Origin of the sequence: Daejeonella sp. (assembly GCF_044348475.1) — a bacterium.
In the GTDB taxonomy this organism is placed as follows: Bacteria; Bacteroidota; Bacteroidia; order Sphingobacteriales; family Sphingobacteriaceae; genus Daejeonella.
In genome coordinates this window covers 19825-35903 of record NZ_JBIKSU010000014.1, presented here as the reverse complement: position 1 = coordinate 35903, position 16079 = coordinate 19825, and the positions used below count along the sequence as shown (strand labels likewise).

Sequence of the window (16079 nt, the reverse complement as noted above, 5' to 3'; positions counted from 1 at the left end):
TCGTAGCAGCTAAGTTCCTTCACTTTGTTCAGGATGACACGTGCATAACGATTTAAAAAATCAAATACGACATGCTTAATTTCCCTTGTGCTTGGTGGTACCCACCAAGCATTCATGATTTCATTCCGCTCATAGCCGCGGGGGCCTAGTCCTTTTTCTGTAGGAAAAAAGTACCAAAAATCCCACCGCTGCGCCTGCTGCTATGAAAGTCAGTGGGTTGGCTAATTAAGTAATTGCCGCACCAGTCAATGCGGAAGAGAGGTGAACGGAGGTTCAGTGATTGGACGATTTGTTTAAGATTGATATAAGTTTTCCTGTAATTGGAGTTAGCTAGCTTTCATTCATAATTTCACTCCGCTCATAGCCGCGGGGGCTTAGTCCTTTTTCTGTAGCAAAAAAGGACCAAGCCGAGACGGCACGACGAGACCATGAGGGCCTTTAAAAAACAATAAACTACACCGAATAAACGCTACCGCTGCGCCTGCTGCTATGAAAGGTTCTGCGAAGGCTAAGACTGTAATTGCCGCACCAGTCAATGCGGAAGAGAAGTGAACGGAGGTTCAGTGAATGGACGATTTGTTTGAGATTGATATGAGTTTTCCTGTTCCTGGAGTTGAGTGCCTTTAAAAAACAATAAACTACACCGAATAAACGCTACCGCTGCGCCTGCTGCTATTAAAGACGGTGGGTTGGCTAATTGTTGCGTGCCGCACCAGTCAATGCGGAAGAGAGGTGAACGGGGGTTCAGTGAATGGATGATTTGTTTGAGATTGAATAAATTTTCCTGTACTAAGTGTTGTTCACCAAGCACTCCTACTTTTTACATTTTCAGCCCAATTTCTCTTAAACGTTCATCCAGATATTCGCCTGCAGTGATGTTTGTATACAATTTAGGGTGCTTTTCGTCAATACATGAAGCTAAAGTAGTTAGATCCATTTCACCTTTAGGATGCAAAAAGAATGGAACAGAGAAGCGGGAATGTTTCATAAGTTCACGAGGTGGGTTTACCACTCGATGTGTAGTAGATTTAAGTTTATTATTGGTTAAACGTTGCAGCATATCGCCCACATTCACAACAATATCTTCTGCGTTCGGTTTAACTGCATACCATTTACCTTCGCGCGTTAAAACTTCAAGCCCGTCGGCACTAGCACCAATCAACAGGGTAATGAGGTTGATATCCTCATGTGCACCTGCACGAACGGCATCATCAGGCAAACTATCTGGATCTACAATCGGGAAATAATGTATGGCACGTAAAATAGAATTACCGTTGTGCACTTTATCATCGAAATAGTTTTCTGGAAGATTAAGATATATTGAAATAGCATGCAATAAATGTTTACCCGCATCCTCTAAACGCTGATAAACTTCGCGGGTTATTTGATTGAATGCCGGTAACTCATCTACCAAAACATTATCAGGGTATTCGCTTTTTATTGGATCACCGTCAGTAACTACTTGTCCGCTTTGCCAAAATTCTTTAAGATCAGGAGTTTTAGAATCTTTTGCCTTCTCTCTTCCCTTACTTGTATACCCACGCTGACCAGCAAGGCCGGCTATTTCATATTTTAGTTTTTGCTCTTCAGTCATGCTAAAAAACCGCTTCACCTCAGCATAAAGCTCATCCATGAGCTCTCTAGTCATTCCATGATTGGCGATGGTTACAAAACCTGTTTCATTAAACGCTCTGCCAATATCATCAGAAAATCTCTTTTTCTGTTCAGCGGTGCCCTTGATATAATCGTTTAAATCAAGACGGGGAATATTTACTTCAGCAGACATAGTTAAGGTATTAGTATAGGAAGCGAATATACAATCAAATGTTAATATGCTATAATATAGGGTCTAGCGTATTAAACTTTCTTTGGAGGAAGATCAAATGCGATGGCTTCATGCTCAAAGTGACCATTATGAGCGCCATCGCAAAATGGCTTATTCTTTGATAATCCGCAGCGGCAAATTGAAAGTATGGTTCTTCCCTGAAGTCCGTATGCGTTTCCGTTCCTGTCAACGATCTCAAAATCGCCCTCTATCTTTACAGAACCGTTATTATTAATGGTAAGTTTTGTCTTTGACATAATCTGTTTATTTTTTTAAAGCTAAAAAAAACGATTGACAGAAGGCATATCTAAACTAAAGAAAATTAATACTCATTGCATTGGTATTGTTCTCAAGCTAGCATAACCAGCACAATCTGTCTTATTACTGCCTGGTTAAACAGCAAGTAGTAGGATCTAACAAAGAAAACATTGCCCTTAAATAAATGGATAATTAATTGCCTTTATGTTTGTTATAGAGCATTTGGCAAACTTTATCCATTGCTTTAAAAATCTTAACATCAAAATCAGGTGATTTCGAAATGCTTGTTAAAGTTAGTACAGCATGGAATAGCATGTCATTTTCTTGCCGTTTTATTCGTTCAACAAAATCAATACGATTAGTGCCCTTAGGAGATTCTGAAACTATAATTTCTTCTTTATCAATGTCTATTGCAAACAATAAATCCATATCTATTTTTTTCTTTATTTGTTTATCAATTATTAATGTAAATAACAACGGCCATTAGCACTGTTTGTTCTATTTCTACATCTTGCACCTTTTTTTGTTGTTCCAGTACATTGCGATGCAGTGCTTGTTGATTTCCTGCTTGTTGATGCAGATGATCCAGTTCTAGATACGCTACTATCACAACAATTAACACCCACAATTCTATTATGTATTTTGCAAGTACAACTATTTGATTTACTTCGATTGCATCTTTTGCAAAGCAACTGAATATTTGAAACATCATTACCACCACCGCAAGAAAATGGGGTAATATGATCATATTCTAAGTTTAAGGAACTTCCACAGCAACGACATGAACCTCCATCTCTGGCATAAACTATCTTTTTTGTGGTAACTGAAACATAACGGCTCTGGGCAAAAGAACAAATACTGAATAAAAGCAGGAACAGTATTAGGCATAATTTTTTCATATTTATTTTGGGGATAATAGCTTGTATGAAAAGATTAGTGAAATATTAATACCCAGGCAACTATTTTACTCTTGAAGCCTGAATGATTGATAGTATGTTTCTCTAAAGGTAGGTTATATTGGAGGTAAAACCGATAGCATATCGATTGATTTTAAAGTAAATGATATAGATAAAATACATTTCTCTAAAATAAAAAAATCCCGAAATTTCTTTCGGGATTCGTGGTAGATAAGAGTTCGAACCTTGACCCTCCCGACTGTTAGTCGGGATGCTCTGAACCAGCTCTTTATGACTCAGAGATAAGTATTTCAATCATAAGTCTACTCTTCCAACCTTTTATTTTTCGCTCAAATTGAAGCGCCTGCATCTTACTCTCGAACTCTTTACTCCACCTTAGATCCCAATCCGGCGCACAGCCGGTAAACCCTTTATGGTTTGAAAGATGCCTGTAAAAGGTCTCACTCATGTAGGTCTTATTGAGCTTCAAATCAGCTGCAGTCCAAAGGTATCCTCTATCATTACCACTGCCGTTGAAACTAACTAATAATTATGTATTTTTATTATAGGACATTACAGGTTAAGAATAGACTGGGCTTGAACCTTACATAGCTAGTCATATAATCCGTCCCGGATAAGTGCACCCTATAAAAAAACAGAAACTGCCGCAAAAAGCTGTTAAAAATTATTAAACTATGCTAAAAAAGATCCTGTTACTACTCCTCACTCTCTGCTTATCAGCTGAGACCTATGCTCAAATAACCAACATAGACAGCCTTGAAGCAGTGCTACGAAATGAAAAGCAGGATACCACACGTATCTTGCTTATGAATGAACTGGCCTATTCTTATGTAATGACTAAGCCTGAAAAAAGTGGGCCCTTAGTCTTTGAAGCGCTGGAATTATCTCGTCGTATCGGCTATTTAAAAGGCGAAGCAAAGAGTTTAAACATGATTGCCTATGAATATAGAAGAAAAGGTAATACTCTAAAAGCAATGGAACAACTTCTCCAGGCTTTAAAGATTAATGAAAAGAACAATTATTTAGATGGACTTTCAAATAATTTAGGAGTTATGGGAGATATGTTAAATGGTTTAGGAGATTACCGTCAGGCATTACGCTATCATTTTAAATCTAAAGCTATAAGAGAAAAGCTAAATTGGAAGCAGGAGATTTGTATTGCCGATTTGGTTATCGGAGGGGTATACAAAAATTTAAATATTCTAGATTCTGCCAGGATATTTACTCAACAGGCCTATGATTTAGCGCGCCAGATTAATTATGACAGAATAATTGGTGGCTCATTAGTTCAAATGGGCGATATCAATCTTTTATCTGGGCAATACACAGTGGCTTTAGAGTATTACCGCTTAAGTATTCCTTTAATGAAAAAAGGAGGAAATGGCTTAAGTTGGTCATCATTCGCAATGGCCACTGTCTTCAAAAAAACAGGCCAACTAGATTCTTCTCTGAATTATGCTAATAAGGCGATAGCAATTCGCCGTAAAAGAGGAGAAATTATAGCACCTAATTTAAGTACTTTATTGTATACCATTCATAAGAGCAAAGGGAATGTAGACAGCGCATTATTTTATCTGGAAATGGCTAAAGCTGCCACTGATTCGGGGTTAACTAAAGAAAAAACGCAGCAATTACAAAACCTGATTTTTGATGAACAGCTTCGACAGCAGGAACTAGCCACAGCAGAATTTAAAGCCAAAGAAGAACGGAAACATGATCTACAATATGCCGCCATAGCCATTGGATTGATATGTTTTATTATCTTATTTTTTGCCCTCAGCCGCAGCATTATCGTAAAAACAAAGTTCATTGAGTTTTTTGGCATTCTCGGTTTGTTAGCTGTATTTGAGTTCATTAATTTATTTATTCATCCCTACCTAGAAAAAGCAACAAATCACTTACCTGTATTAATGCTACTTGTATTGATTAGTATCGGAGCCTTACTTATACCAGTGCATCATCGGCTGGAAAAATGGATGACCGATATTATGGTGGAGAAAAATAAAAAGATTCGATTGGAAGCTGCTAGAAAGACCATCAATCAATTAGAAGGAGCAAATTGATCATCCATCCGTAGAGTTAAGTGCAACGTCTCTACGGATTATTTAATATTCAAGAATCTTCAGACTCGTTTTAAATTTAAAAACCAGATGTAATCGGTTACTAATTACCTGTAAAAGTATCAAAATTTTAAATCAAGAAGATTTTTTTCAATAAGGAGTCAGAAGACTCCTCATCATTGGACAATCCGTAGAGGTGCTGCGCTAAACTCTACGGATAGTGTGTTAAGGTGAACTCACATAGTTTATTCAAGCTACGATCTATTCCGTGCCAAAAGTAATGTAGATATCAAGAATATTCGTGTATTCGGGAAAGCGGCAGTACGATAAGCTTTCATAGGATTTGTAGTCGCTTTTATGCACTGTTGTTTTTTATTTACTAATCCCCTTCAATTCTAAATTAGATAGATGGATCAATAAAATGTAGGATTTATCTTTTACTCTGCCTTCTAAAAAAGCACGATATGTTTTGCCACCATCTTTAAATACTAATGGCTCATTGCCTTTTGCACCGCCTGCTAACATCATCATTGAATCGTTTTCATGCAGATCCTTAGCCATTTCATATAAAAAATCAAAAGTTAAACCATTGATATGTGTTAGCTGATATTTTTTTGAAAATACAAATTTGTTATACACTTCTATTTTCGGCAATAATTTCCCTGCTGGTTTTATGGGATGTTCTGCTAGAATATTTGCAATGGTTTCTTTTGGAGTACGTTCTTCTTTTAATGTACCATCGGGTAAATAAACAGCCTCTGTTTTGTGAATTCTAAACACTGGTTTCAAATCTGAATTAATATAAACCTTACTAGTTTCTTCAACAAAGAGGCCAGTCATTGAATTGTCAAATTCAGGATCGGCTGTTATCAGTAATTGTGCAACTGCCTCATCGCTTTCATTTGCTTTTAATAAATTTTCGTATGAATTTTGTGCGACTGATTTTAACACGCGCACAGTTTGCGTTGCCTCACCTTTTGGTGTTACCGTTTTTACAAATGGTTTTTTTGTGAAACTTTTAAAAATCACTTCCGCATTGCGGCCTTTGTTATCCGCTAAATTTATTTGTGTTGACATCTCTTTTATTTTTTATAACATTCCAAAATCCATTGCTTCTTCTTCCATCGTTTCCTCAACTAAGTTTGCAGCTACTTGCGCTAATTTATTTTCTAAATAAGGAAAATCAATGATACGACCAGTTAAAGCAAAAATACCATCTGCATTAGCAATTAATATGGCATCTGCACCTTCGTAATCAGCACGGTAATTAAATACAAAACGTGCTACTTTTCCATCAGCTAAATAATCACTAACTGATTTTTTTTGTGATGCATCTTCAAAATCTAATTGATACACACTAGTGATTTCTAAATTAAATAAATCATCTAAGCTAGTTTTAGTTAAATTCACCTCAACTTCATAACTCGAAGCAACAAGCACTGCATCGCTACCATCTTGATAAATAACTTTTAATTCCTTTTTATCAAGTTCATTATGTGATGCATCAACTGTTTTAAGGGCAGTTGCGCCATTTAAAACTAATGTTCTCCCATCATCCAATAAACTGCCCATTATACACGGGTCTCCTTTATCGTCATTTACTTTTACTTCAATAAAACCGTATACTTTATCTCGGTCTATTTTGGTGAGAGCTGCTGCAAACTTTAGTTTACCTGCTACAAATTGAATTGCTTTTGCCATACGTGTTGTCTAAATTTTTTCCCAACCTTTTTTAATATTTTCTTCTATCAATTGCGCCATTTTTATTTCCATGTCTTTGCTTGTTGCACATAAAAAAATGTCTTGTTCCAATGGTGTTTTTCTGCCTGTACTAAAATCTGTGTACAACACAATAAAGGGTGAGTATTTCCCAGTTTTTTCTTTATGAGTTTGTATACCCAAAAATTTGCGAACGGCTGTGCCTCCTTTACCCGATTTGGTATACACTTCGCGTAACTTAATAGTTGAAGGTTTTAAATCCGCACTTTCCTCTTTTGCGTTTTCCTCAATTAAATAACTAAACTGTTTTTCTCCAGCATCGGCTGAAGTTGCTTTTTTATCATCACGAAAACGCTCAAATACTGGCGAAATACAACTGATGGTTGCAGCTTGTTCTTTAAAGGTATAACCTTCTTTTTTAGAATAATTTAAAACACTTTTGTGAATGGAACCTTTAGTAGTTTCTGAAATAACATCTAAACAAGAAAGCTCCATTACCAAAGATGGTTCCACCATTACGAAAGCAGTTTTAGCACCTGAAACTTCGGTGTATTCGCTCGCAACCGTTAGTGGTTTTAATTTTTTTACCAATTCTTGACGATCTTTATTAGAGAAACCATTACCGCATTTTGTAACTATTTGAAAATCAAAATTATCTAAAGCTACGCCAAGTAATAATTCGCGTAATATTTCATCTTCGCCCGAACTCATGGCATAACCAAGCACTACTAAATCTAAAGTAATGGATGGTTTTATTTTATAAATTATGCCATCAGCCGAACGCACAACAGCGCCTTCTTCTTTGCCTGCTATATCCTTATAAAAAGCAATAATGTCTTTTCTACTTTCCATCAAGGTTTGCTCAATGGCAAATACTTCATTTGAAATAGCTAATTTTTTTATCAAGGCTGTTTTTTCTTTTTCATCCAAAGTTGGTTCTTCGCCTTTGTATGAAATAATATCAAACACACCAAAACGTATATCATGTTTTTCAGGTTCATATAACGCTGCGGCCACTTCGCGATTGTTGGAAGATTTGCCATTTTTAAAAACACAAATTTCGCCCGCTAACATAACATCCTCTTTAATAGATTTAGCAGCAGTAGTGATGGCATTTATTTCTTTTGCATTACCATTACGATCATACAATGTGGCTTTGCCATTTTTAATTTCTAAAGCTGCAAAATAACCATCGTGTTTTATGGATGTAAAATAATAATCGGCCTCCATTATTTTTAGCCCTATTTGCTCAGGATCTAATGGCAAATAGTGCGAGGCAACTTTTGTTTTGTATTGTGATATGTTCATAATTTATTTTTTATTACTAATTCCACCCCTTTTAAGTATACAATTTTGATCTGTATTTTTAAATCCGGATTTATTTTCTTGCACTTATTTGTTGGCGGAATTTTACCATCCCATCCCAATTATGATTTCCTTTCCAATATGGAGTTTCAGGGTTTATTTTTTAGTTAAGTGTGCACTTCCTTTGTTAATATTGGATCAAATTTTTTTCAATAACATATGAATTTTACTTTTAGATGGTTAAATTTCCTTGAACATGATTTAAACAATTGTAATCGGCCATAAGTTCACCGTAGATTTTTTAAAATTGTGATTCATTTAAACATACAAAAGGCATATTTCCAAAATCATTAGTTTCTTTTGAACTTTTAGATTTTTCTGGCGCAGATTTCTTAGGCACAGCTTTTTTAGGTGATGCCGCTTTTTAGGAACCTGAATGCATCATTTTCAAAAATTCTTTTTCATGCAAAATAGTAACCGTTCCTAAAGCTTCGGCTTTTGCTAATTTACTGCCCGCGTCTTCGCCAACAACTAAGTAATTTAGTTTGGCACTAACGCCGCTTAATACTTTACCGCCTTCAGCTTTTACATGTGCTTCTGCATCTTCGCGCTTAAATTCATTTAATTTGCCGGTAAACAAAAAGGTATTGCCAGCGATAGTTGTTGTTTTTGCCATTTTGATTTTATTTGTTTATTTTTTTAAGTTTTGAATATAATTATTTTTTGGGCTTGTGCATAACAAAAATATACCTGTAACAAAATTTCTTCCACTCAACCAAATCAAGTTCGCTTTGCGAAATTGTGTTTCGGGTTTAGTAAAGTTTCATAGAAGATATAGTATCAAAAGAACTTTTAATGTTCTGGAGATTTTTCTCGCACAAATGGGGGTATAGATTTCTCTCGTTCTGCTGCTGCTATAACGCAGATGTTCTTCGATGTATTCCCCTCTATCTGGAGATTTAATTGATTATATATACCCACATTTGAGCGAAAACTCTTGTTTTCAATATTAAATATGGCTAGGAATAGTGTAAACTGAACGTTTTGGACAGGCACAGAATCAAGGTCAGAATCAAAGAACAGCCCCTCAAGAACGTCAGACACCTGCTCCGGAAAGAATTGATAGAAGTGAACAACAACGACATAACCCTGTACTAGAAAGGGTTCAGAGAACCGAACCACAACAACGCCAAGCACCGGAACCTGAACGCATAGAGATATTTATATACATAATTCAAAGCGTGAAAACTAATTTGCAGGAATACCCCTCAGTAAAACCTTAAGTAACTTCCGATTTTTTGGCAATTATATAATCTATTATTTGAACAATGAAGTCTTTACATATAAATCGTCAATTTTAAGCTGACAACTTGCATATTATAGTGCAAAATATTATAAATAAAATTAAAACACTTTTTAAAAATCCCCTGGACTTAATTCGTCAATTTCAGGAATACTCGGAATAAGCTCTCTGAGTATTTCTATCTCTTCATTCATCTCATTGATAAGACCATCTCGTACTTCTTCATCATCTGTGTAACATGAGTCTTCGTGAAGTGAACCAATTTCTTCAAAACGATTCATAATTCTTTTTATTAAATTCGCATAATCATATTGAGTAAATGTATTCAATTGTTTCTCATTTAGAGATGTCAAGTGAGTTTTTTTATTATTTTTGAAATTTAGCCCAACAGTAAAAATTCTGTCTTTTCTACCCAATCCCAATGCAATAAGTTCTTGACTACCAGCATTATAAATCCCTATGGTAGGTCTATGAAGAAATTCTGGGTAAACAACATTTTGCCAGTCTTTATTTCCAAATTCGACATTAAAAAAAGTAGTAAGTTCTTCTTTGATATCTAGCTCGCTTGATTTGGCAGGAATTCCCACTACAAAACAGTCTTCATTAAATTCGGAAATTGATGAATATGAATATTCTGACAAAAGGACACCATCTGAGTTCATTATTGCCCAGTTATCATCCTTCTTTACTTTAGTAAATCCATTACAGAAATCAGAAACCTCATCAAATATACAATCAATAATAAGTTTTCCTTTCTTATCTATGAATCCCCACATAATATTCAGCCCATAAATATCTGCCTTTGAAACAGCTGCTAGATTATTATTAAATGAATTTATATCTACATAATCATCGCATGAAATTACATTTTCGCCTTTGATATTAATGAAATAGTCATCATAATCTTTTCTTACTAATGCAAGCCCATTTGAGAAATCAGACGCTTGCTCAAATGCACAGGTGATTATAATTTTACCATTATAATCTATATAACCCCATTTGCCTTCTATTTTAACTCTAGCAAATCCGTCCTTGAAATTTCCAGCCCAATCGTACTGAAATGGAATTTTCACATTTCCTTTTTTATCTAAATACCCATATTTATTATTAGAATCACTATGACAAATAAGACCTTCTTTAACTGATTCAATAAATTCATCATGCTTAAGTGGAATTATCTCTTCGCCTTTTTCATTAATAAACCCATAAACTCTATCTGACCAACCTCCGTGTCCCACTTTTGCCAATCCTTCAGAAAAAGAATCAGCATTATCGTATTTGCATTTTATTATTTCTATGCCATCTTCATTAATATATCCATATTTACCCTCCTCATTCATTACAACTGCTAAACCTTCACTGAAAAAGGATACATTTTCATACTTAACTTCTTTAAAAATATTTTCTTTTACTTTTAGTATGAACCATTTATTTGATTTTTTTACAACGGATATTCCATTTACTATTTTTGAAGCAGAATCAAATTTCATCTCCAATAGTTCTTCGCCTTTTTCGTTTATAAACCCAAAATCAAACTCTGAATCGCTTTTAGATTTTACACTTGGAAATACAAAGCCATAATAATTATTTCTGTAATCAATATTTTTATTTTTATGTATACTATCCCAATCTTTAAAATTCTCTGCATCGTAATCCCAATAATCACTTACTAATTCAGGTTTATACAAATTGAAAAAAAAATTCTTGTCTATAAATTCTATTATCTTTTCCATAATTCTTTATCATTTGACAAATTAAATTAAATTATTACTACGTACAAAATAAAAAAGTAAACATACAATTATAGATTGTAAACTTCCCTATTGTTCGGGCCAATCAAAAGTATAATTTTAAATTTCAAAGCTTTTGCTTTATACTGTTGGAGCTTTATTATTTTAAACCCATTTATACCTAAATCAAGGATTATAATAGACTAAAGCTATATATATAAGATATAACAGGTGAATAAGGCGATTAGTAACTTAAGGGACAATTATCTGTAGGGGTAGGCACACCATCTCTCTTTTTCATAAAGATCACATCTGCCAATCAGACAGATCCGCCAGGGTACAACTTTATGATTTAGGCTAAGCATTTAGGGAGAATTAAAGTTAAGAAGCATAGGAGCAAATACAGGGTTTGTGTAAACCAATGTGTAAACCACATAAAAAAAGGCGCTTACAATTGAATGTAAACGCCTGATTTTCAGTGTGGGAGATACTGGGTTCGAACCAGTGACCCCCTGCTTGTAAGGCAGGTGCTCTGAACCAGCTGAGCTAATCTCCCTTTTTTTTTAACTTACTGAGTCAGTGACCCTCCCGATGTAATCGGGATACTCTGAACCAGCTGAGCTAATCTCCCTGATTGGGAGTGCAAATATAGACGTATCGTTTACTTTCACAAAATTAATTTCAAAATATATTTAATTAGCTATAAACTAGTGCATTATAATTATTATAGCTTGTTTGAATGCGAAAACCAGCCCCTTTTTATTCCCCCGCTCCAATGGAGGCCTTTAAACCAGCGGCAGACACTGGGTGGATAGTGAATTTGCGGTAAACTTGAAAATTCCAATATTGATTGCAATTTTTATCAATTATGCTATTCAATGTTGATAGAACCAATCCTCTCTCTCTACTAACTCAACACCTCCTCCAATACCTCATGCGACCTGATCTGACCAAACCCTTCAATATGGTTCCGGTAATAATCCAGAATCTTCTCGAGCAAGAATTTTCTGTCTGAAGACGAAATCTTTAAGTTATCCAGATCATCAAAATTTGAATTCAGAATACTTGTCCACACAGCTGCAAATTGAGGTTCCAAAATTTGAGCATGCGGTGGCTGCATTCTAGTATATCCCCCATCCCTAAGGTCAAAATAAGTGCCTGTATCGGCCAAGGTCATATCCGGATAAAACCCCAAAAAGCGAGTCAAGCGTAATAAAAAATAGAGATGGAAATTTGCTAATCCATTACTGATACTATCAAGAATCTCGATGGCATGAAACAAAAATTCAAACAAAACCTCATCGGCCTCATGCTGCTTCAATGATTTGTAAAGAACCTCATTCAAAAACATCGTAATCGAACTTTTTACAATATCATAAGGTATGCTTAAAAATACCGGCTGATGCCTGAGCTCCGAAACGCGCTGAATATTCCCAGATGTTTTATGATACACCACCATATCCAGCAAATGCAAAGGCTGCAAGCTATTTAGCCTGATTTTTGATTTGGGCCTCTTGATTCCGTTAATCAGGTACGACTGCAGACCGAATGTTTCAGTAAAAACCTGCACAACCACACTGCTTTCAGAGTAATCAGTAATTTTAAAAACTATACCCCTGGTCTTATACAGCATCGATGATTTTTGGTAAAAATATCAAAACTCCAATTATCAGAGCCATGAAGGCAGCAATCAGAACTGCTGCTGCTGAAATATCCTTGATAAGACCCGCCTTGGGATTGAAATCTGGCGAAACTAAATTCACCAGGGTTTCTATGGCCGTATTAAAAAGCTCGGCAATAAATACCACAGCGGTTGCTGCAATGATCCATAACCATTCAACAGAATTCAGGGCAAAGTAAAATCCTGCATTGATAACAAATAATGCAATTAGACAATGAATTCTGAAGTTCAGCTGCGTGCCGAACGAATAGCTGATTCCCTTACATGCAAAACAAAATCCTTTAAAAAACTTCTTCATGCTTAATTTTAAATTACCCTTAGGATGTATAATTTATCAGAATCAAGGTCAAAAATGGTATTATTACGGTATAAATACTGAAATAAAAGATTATTGAAAGTCCAAATTAAGAATTTTTGTAGTTTTACGCTCTGGCTTTCGCATTTATCCTAAAACGTGCAGTATGTGGAATAACTTTTCCAAATTTATACTTTCTAACCGTATAGCTATTCTCGTAGTTTTCTTTCTAATTACAGTGTTCATGGCATGGAAAGCTAGTTATGTCAAGCTATCTTTCATGGGAAGTAAAATTCTTCCTTTAACAGACTCTGCTTTCATCAAGTATAATAATTTCAAAAGCCAGTTTGGCGAAGATGGAAACATGATGGTTTTGGGGGTAAGTTCTCCTGATCTATTGAAAAAAGAACAATTTAATGAATGGCAAGCACTGGCTGCAGACATCCAAAAGATTGAAGGAATTAAACAGGTTCTTTCTATTGGAAATCTATACGACTTACAGAAAGACACCAGCAATCAGCGGTTTGTATTAAAACAGCTGAGTGGAACCACCGTGCTGAGCGATACTGAAATGGACAGTATCAAGCAACGAATTTATGAGCTTCCGTTTTATGAGGGTTTACTCTACAACAAAGAAAGCCATGCTACTTTAATGGCGATTAATATTGACTTCAAAATACTGAACACCAAAAAAAGGGCTCCGATTATTCAATCTATCCTTGATAAAGCTGGTGCTTTCAGTAAAAGGAATAAGTTGGAAGTGCATTACTCCGGACTACCCTTCATACGCACCGCAGTAAGTCGATTGGTATCTAAAGAGTTTGTACTTTTCCTTGGTCTATCTATTTTAGTTGCGGCCGTGATCTTGTTTATATTTTTCCGCCGGCTTTACCCTGTAATTTTCCCAATTCTGCTGGTGATCGTTGGCGTAATCTGGAGTTTGGCAACATTGGTTATGTTCGGGTATGAGATTACCATCCTCACCGGACTGATCCCACCTTTGATTGTGATCATTGGCATTCCGAATAGTATTTTGCTGCTGAATAAATATCATAATGAACTTCGTAAACATGGCGACAAAGCCAAAGCGCTGCATGTTACTATCCTGCGCATCTCTGAAACTACCCTAATCGCCAATATTACCGCCGCTATTGGATTTGGTGTATTATTTTTCACGGGTAGTGCCCTACTGGTTGAATTTGGAGTAGTTGCTGCCTTGAATGTGATGGCTACCTGGTTTATTTGCCTGTGCCTGATCCCAATTATTTTCAGCTATTTGCCAGTACCGGCATTGAAAGCTCAAGAAGAGCATGATAACAGCATTTTGCATAAATTATTGGTGAAAACCGACTATCTGGTACATCATCGCAGCAAGCTAATTTATAGTGTTACGATGATCATCACCCTGATCTCTATGATTGGAGTATTAAAGATCAATGTGAATGGCTATGTGGTAGATGATCTTCCGCAGAACTCTCCCATTATCCGCGACCTTAATTTCTTTGAAACGAACTTCGAAGGAATTTTACCCCTAGAGGTAAGCATTGATACACGTAAAAAGAATGGTATCCTGAACTTATCGACTATTAAAAAAGTTGATAGAATGGAAGAAATGATCTCTGAATACCCTGAATTCTCACGTTCAGTATCTTTGAATAAAGCATTAAAGTACGCATCGCAAGCATTTTATAACGGCGATCCACAGTTTTTCCGAATACCCAATGACATGGAGAAGAACTTCGTTTTGAGTTACCTAGGAAATTCGGGAGGAAACAATGACATGCTGAAAGGTTTTGTGGATAGCAATAAGCAGGTTACACGAGTCAGTTTCCAGATGGCTGATGTTGGTTCAAAACGTATGAATGAGCTACTTAAAGAGTTAAAACCTCGTATCGACTCTATTTTAAAACCTGAGCGTTATGATGTACTGCTAACTGGATCGAGTATTATTTTTTCTAAAGGAACCGATTACATGCTGATGCACCTGATGGAAAGTATTCTATTGGCAATTGCTCTGATCTCGCTGCTGCGCCTTGCACAATTTAAAGATGTGAGGATCATGTTCATCTCATTGCTTCCTAATGTTATTCCATTGATTATTACGGCAGGGCTAATGGGATTTTTCAATATCCCACTTAAGCCTTCAACGATTCTGATATTTACAATCGCTTTCGGACTTGCATCCGACCAAACCATTTATTTTCTAACCAGGTATCAACAGGAATTACTGTCGACAGATTTTAGCACATCAAAAGTTATTTCTGATACCATAATAGAAACCGGCATTAGCATGACACACATTGCATTGGTTCTGTTCTTCGGGTTTGGAATATTTACAGCCAGCACCTTTGGCGGCACCATGATATTGGGATTACTACTTTCTATCACGCTGATTATCGCACTGGTATCAAACCTGACCCTGCTGCCTGCTTTACTGTTATTGCTCGATAAAAGAAAAAGAAAAAAGATTGCTAAGGCCAATGGAGATACCTGGGATATTTAAGATAGAGTTCTATAGCTACTAAATCCGTCATTTCGAACACGCAGGCATTATATTTAATATTGCACAGTCTTTAATGCGTGGAGAAATCTGTTGAGTGAAAAGAGAATTTCGATTGAAATAATATGCTTTGGTGAACAGATTTCTCCACCTTGTACTAATTATTTTCTTTGAAAACTAGTTTTTAGGTGTTCGAAATGACGTTAATTTCGTCGCCATAGAAAAAATACAAACAATAATCAACCTACTACTCTTCTGCCCGTTCTTTCAAAATAGCTTTTCGGTCCATTTTACGTATCAAGCTATAAATTACCGATAAAAAGCCAAAACCAAATGCAAGGGTACCACTTACCATGGCCCAGCCATACTTGTATATCTCCTCTCCCATCAGGTAATATCCCAATAAATTTAAGGCTATCCCTAAAAATAGCAGCCAGATGCCACGGCGCATATATATATTTCTCATAATCTAAAAACTTAGAGGCT

The 16079-nt window shown here is 35.8% G+C and carries 15 protein-coding genes and 1 tRNA gene; 2 read left to right on the top strand and 14 right to left on the bottom strand.

All coding sequences use genetic code 11. The features are described from left to right. Window positions 1-820: 820 nt before the first annotated feature. From ACIQZ6_RS05470 to ACIQZ6_RS05450, 5 genes are all read right to left on the bottom strand, one after another. A complete protein-coding gene (locus tag ACIQZ6_RS05470; RefSeq protein ID WP_395808988.1) occupies window positions 821-1786 on the bottom strand; it encodes an isopenicillin N synthase family dioxygenase in 966 nt (321 codons plus the stop codon). A gap of 71 nt (window positions 1787-1857) precedes the next feature. After that, window positions 1858-2082 carry a CDGSH iron-sulfur domain-containing protein gene (locus ACIQZ6_RS05465; RefSeq protein WP_395808986.1) on the bottom strand — a complete coding sequence of 75 codons (225 nt, stop codon included), beginning with the start codon at window positions 2080-2082 and terminating at the stop codon, window positions 1858-1860. Between the two features lie 193 nt (window positions 2083-2275). Continuing rightward, on the bottom strand, window positions 2276-2512 hold the full coding sequence (locus ACIQZ6_RS05460; RefSeq protein ID WP_395808984.1) for a hypothetical protein: 237 nt from the start codon (window positions 2510-2512) through the stop codon (window positions 2276-2278). A 32-nt stretch (window positions 2513-2544) separates the two neighbouring features. Further along, window positions 2545-2982: an HNH endonuclease gene (locus tag ACIQZ6_RS05455; protein ID WP_395808982.1), complete on the bottom strand. Its 438-nt coding sequence runs from the start codon at window positions 2980-2982 to the stop codon at window positions 2545-2547. 286 nt (window positions 2983-3268) lie between these two features. Next, window positions 3269-3448, bottom strand: a complete 180-nt coding sequence (locus tag ACIQZ6_RS05450) for a GIY-YIG nuclease family protein (RefSeq protein WP_395808980.1) — start codon at window positions 3446-3448, stop codon at window positions 3269-3271. A gap of 226 nt (window positions 3449-3674) precedes the next feature. Here ACIQZ6_RS05450 and ACIQZ6_RS05445 point away from each other — a divergent pair, with 226 nt between their 5' ends. Beyond that, on the top strand, window positions 3675-5063 hold the full coding sequence (locus tag ACIQZ6_RS05445; protein WP_395808978.1) for a tetratricopeptide repeat protein: 1389 nt from the start codon (window positions 3675-3677) through the stop codon (window positions 5061-5063). A gap of 369 nt (window positions 5064-5432) precedes the next feature. Here ACIQZ6_RS05445 and ACIQZ6_RS05440 read toward each other — a convergent pair whose 3' ends face one another. The 8 genes from ACIQZ6_RS05440 to ACIQZ6_RS05405 all read right to left on the bottom strand — a co-directional run bounded on the left by ACIQZ6_RS05440 (window position 5433) and on the right by ACIQZ6_RS05405 (window position 13096). After that, window positions 5433-6137 (bottom strand): hypothetical protein, encoded by a 705-nt coding sequence (locus ACIQZ6_RS05440; protein WP_395808976.1) that lies wholly within the window; start codon window positions 6135-6137, stop codon window positions 5433-5435. Window positions 6138-6149: 12 nt separating this feature from the next. Then, window positions 6150-6761: a hypothetical protein gene (locus tag ACIQZ6_RS05435; RefSeq protein WP_395808974.1), complete on the bottom strand. Its 612-nt coding sequence runs from the start codon at window positions 6759-6761 to the stop codon at window positions 6150-6152. 9 nt (window positions 6762-6770) lie between these two features. Then, a complete protein-coding gene (locus ACIQZ6_RS05430) occupies window positions 6771-8087 on the bottom strand; it encodes a hypothetical protein (RefSeq protein ID WP_395808972.1) in 1317 nt (438 codons plus the stop codon). 421 nt (window positions 8088-8508) lie between these two features. Further along, complete coding sequence (locus tag ACIQZ6_RS05425) at window positions 8509-8760, bottom strand: BRCT domain-containing protein (protein ID WP_395808970.1); 252 nt, start codon at window positions 8758-8760, stop codon at window positions 8509-8511. Between the two features lie 740 nt (window positions 8761-9500). After that, the gene (locus ACIQZ6_RS05420) at window positions 9501-11120 is read right to left on the bottom strand and encodes a WG repeat-containing protein (RefSeq protein ID WP_395808968.1); all 1620 of its coding nucleotides are present in this window, start codon (window positions 11118-11120) and stop codon (window positions 9501-9503) included. Window positions 11121-11598: 478 nt separating this feature from the next. Next, window positions 11599-11673, bottom strand: a tRNA-Val gene (locus ACIQZ6_RS05415). A gap of 351 nt (window positions 11674-12024) precedes the next feature. After that, window positions 12025-12750: a DNA repair protein RecO gene (recO, locus tag ACIQZ6_RS05410; protein WP_395808966.1), complete on the bottom strand. Its 726-nt coding sequence runs from the start codon at window positions 12748-12750 to the stop codon at window positions 12025-12027. Then, window positions 12740-13096, bottom strand: a complete 357-nt coding sequence (locus ACIQZ6_RS05405; protein ID WP_395808964.1) for a diacylglycerol kinase family protein — start codon at window positions 13094-13096, stop codon at window positions 12740-12742. Before ACIQZ6_RS05405 ends, recO begins: the two co-directional genes overlap by 11 nt. 241 nt (window positions 13097-13337) lie before the next feature. On the opposite strand from ACIQZ6_RS05405, the gene ACIQZ6_RS05400 reads away from it, so the two are divergent. Then, complete coding sequence (locus ACIQZ6_RS05400; RefSeq protein ID WP_395808962.1) at window positions 13338-15596, top strand: RND family transporter; 2259 nt, start codon at window positions 13338-13340, stop codon at window positions 15594-15596. A 244-nt stretch (window positions 15597-15840) separates the two neighbouring features. Here the strand turns inward: ACIQZ6_RS05400 and ACIQZ6_RS05395 are convergent, their stop codons facing one another. After that, window positions 15841-16059 (bottom strand): signal peptidase, encoded by a 219-nt coding sequence (locus ACIQZ6_RS05395; RefSeq protein ID WP_395808960.1) that lies wholly within the window; start codon window positions 16057-16059, stop codon window positions 15841-15843. Window positions 16060-16079: the final 20 nt, after the last annotated feature.

What these genes read in the sequence shown, in the direction of transcription:
- ACIQZ6_RS05470 (WP_395808988.1), bottom strand. Translation starts at nt 1,786, where the DNA reads ATGTCTGCTGAAGTAAATATTCCCCGTCTTGATTTAAACGATTATATC.
- ACIQZ6_RS05465 (WP_395808986.1), bottom strand. Translation starts at nt 2,082, where the DNA reads ATGTCAAAGACAAAACTTACCATTAATAATAACGGTTCTGTAAAGATA.
- ACIQZ6_RS05460 (WP_395808984.1), bottom strand. Translation starts at nt 2,512, where the DNA reads ATGGATTTATTGTTTGCAATAGACATTGATAAAGAAGAAATTATAGTT.
- ACIQZ6_RS05455 (WP_395808982.1), bottom strand. Translation starts at nt 2,982, where the DNA reads ATGAAAAAATTATGCCTAATACTGTTCCTGCTTTTATTCAGTATTTGT.
- ACIQZ6_RS05450 (WP_395808980.1), bottom strand. Translation starts at nt 3,448, where the DNA reads ATGAGTGAGACCTTTTACAGGCATCTTTCAAACCATAAAGGGTTTACC.
- ACIQZ6_RS05445 (WP_395808978.1), top strand. Translation starts at nt 3,675, where the DNA reads ATGCTAAAAAAGATCCTGTTACTACTCCTCACTCTCTGCTTATCAGCT.
- ACIQZ6_RS05440 (WP_395808976.1), bottom strand. Translation starts at nt 6,137, where the DNA reads ATGTCAACACAAATAAATTTAGCGGATAACAAAGGCCGCAATGCGGAA.
- ACIQZ6_RS05435 (WP_395808974.1), bottom strand. Translation starts at nt 6,761, where the DNA reads ATGGCAAAAGCAATTCAATTTGTAGCAGGTAAACTAAAGTTTGCAGCA.
- ACIQZ6_RS05430 (WP_395808972.1), bottom strand. Translation starts at nt 8,087, where the DNA reads ATGAACATATCACAATACAAAACAAAAGTTGCCTCGCACTATTTGCCA.
- ACIQZ6_RS05425 (WP_395808970.1), bottom strand. Translation starts at nt 8,760, where the DNA reads ATGGCAAAAACAACAACTATCGCTGGCAATACCTTTTTGTTTACCGGC.
- ACIQZ6_RS05420 (WP_395808968.1), bottom strand. Translation starts at nt 11,120, where the DNA reads ATGGAAAAGATAATAGAATTTATAGACAAGAATTTTTTTTTCAATTTG.
- recO (WP_395808966.1), bottom strand. Translation starts at nt 12,750, where the DNA reads ATGCTGTATAAGACCAGGGGTATAGTTTTTAAAATTACTGATTACTCT.
- ACIQZ6_RS05405 (WP_395808964.1), bottom strand. Translation starts at nt 13,096, where the DNA reads ATGAAGAAGTTTTTTAAAGGATTTTGTTTTGCATGTAAGGGAATCAGC.
- ACIQZ6_RS05400 (WP_395808962.1), top strand. Translation starts at nt 13,338, where the DNA reads ATGGCATGGAAAGCTAGTTATGTCAAGCTATCTTTCATGGGAAGTAAA.
- ACIQZ6_RS05395 (WP_395808960.1), bottom strand. Translation starts at nt 16,059, where the DNA reads ATGAGAAATATATATATGCGCCGTGGCATCTGGCTGCTATTTTTAGGG.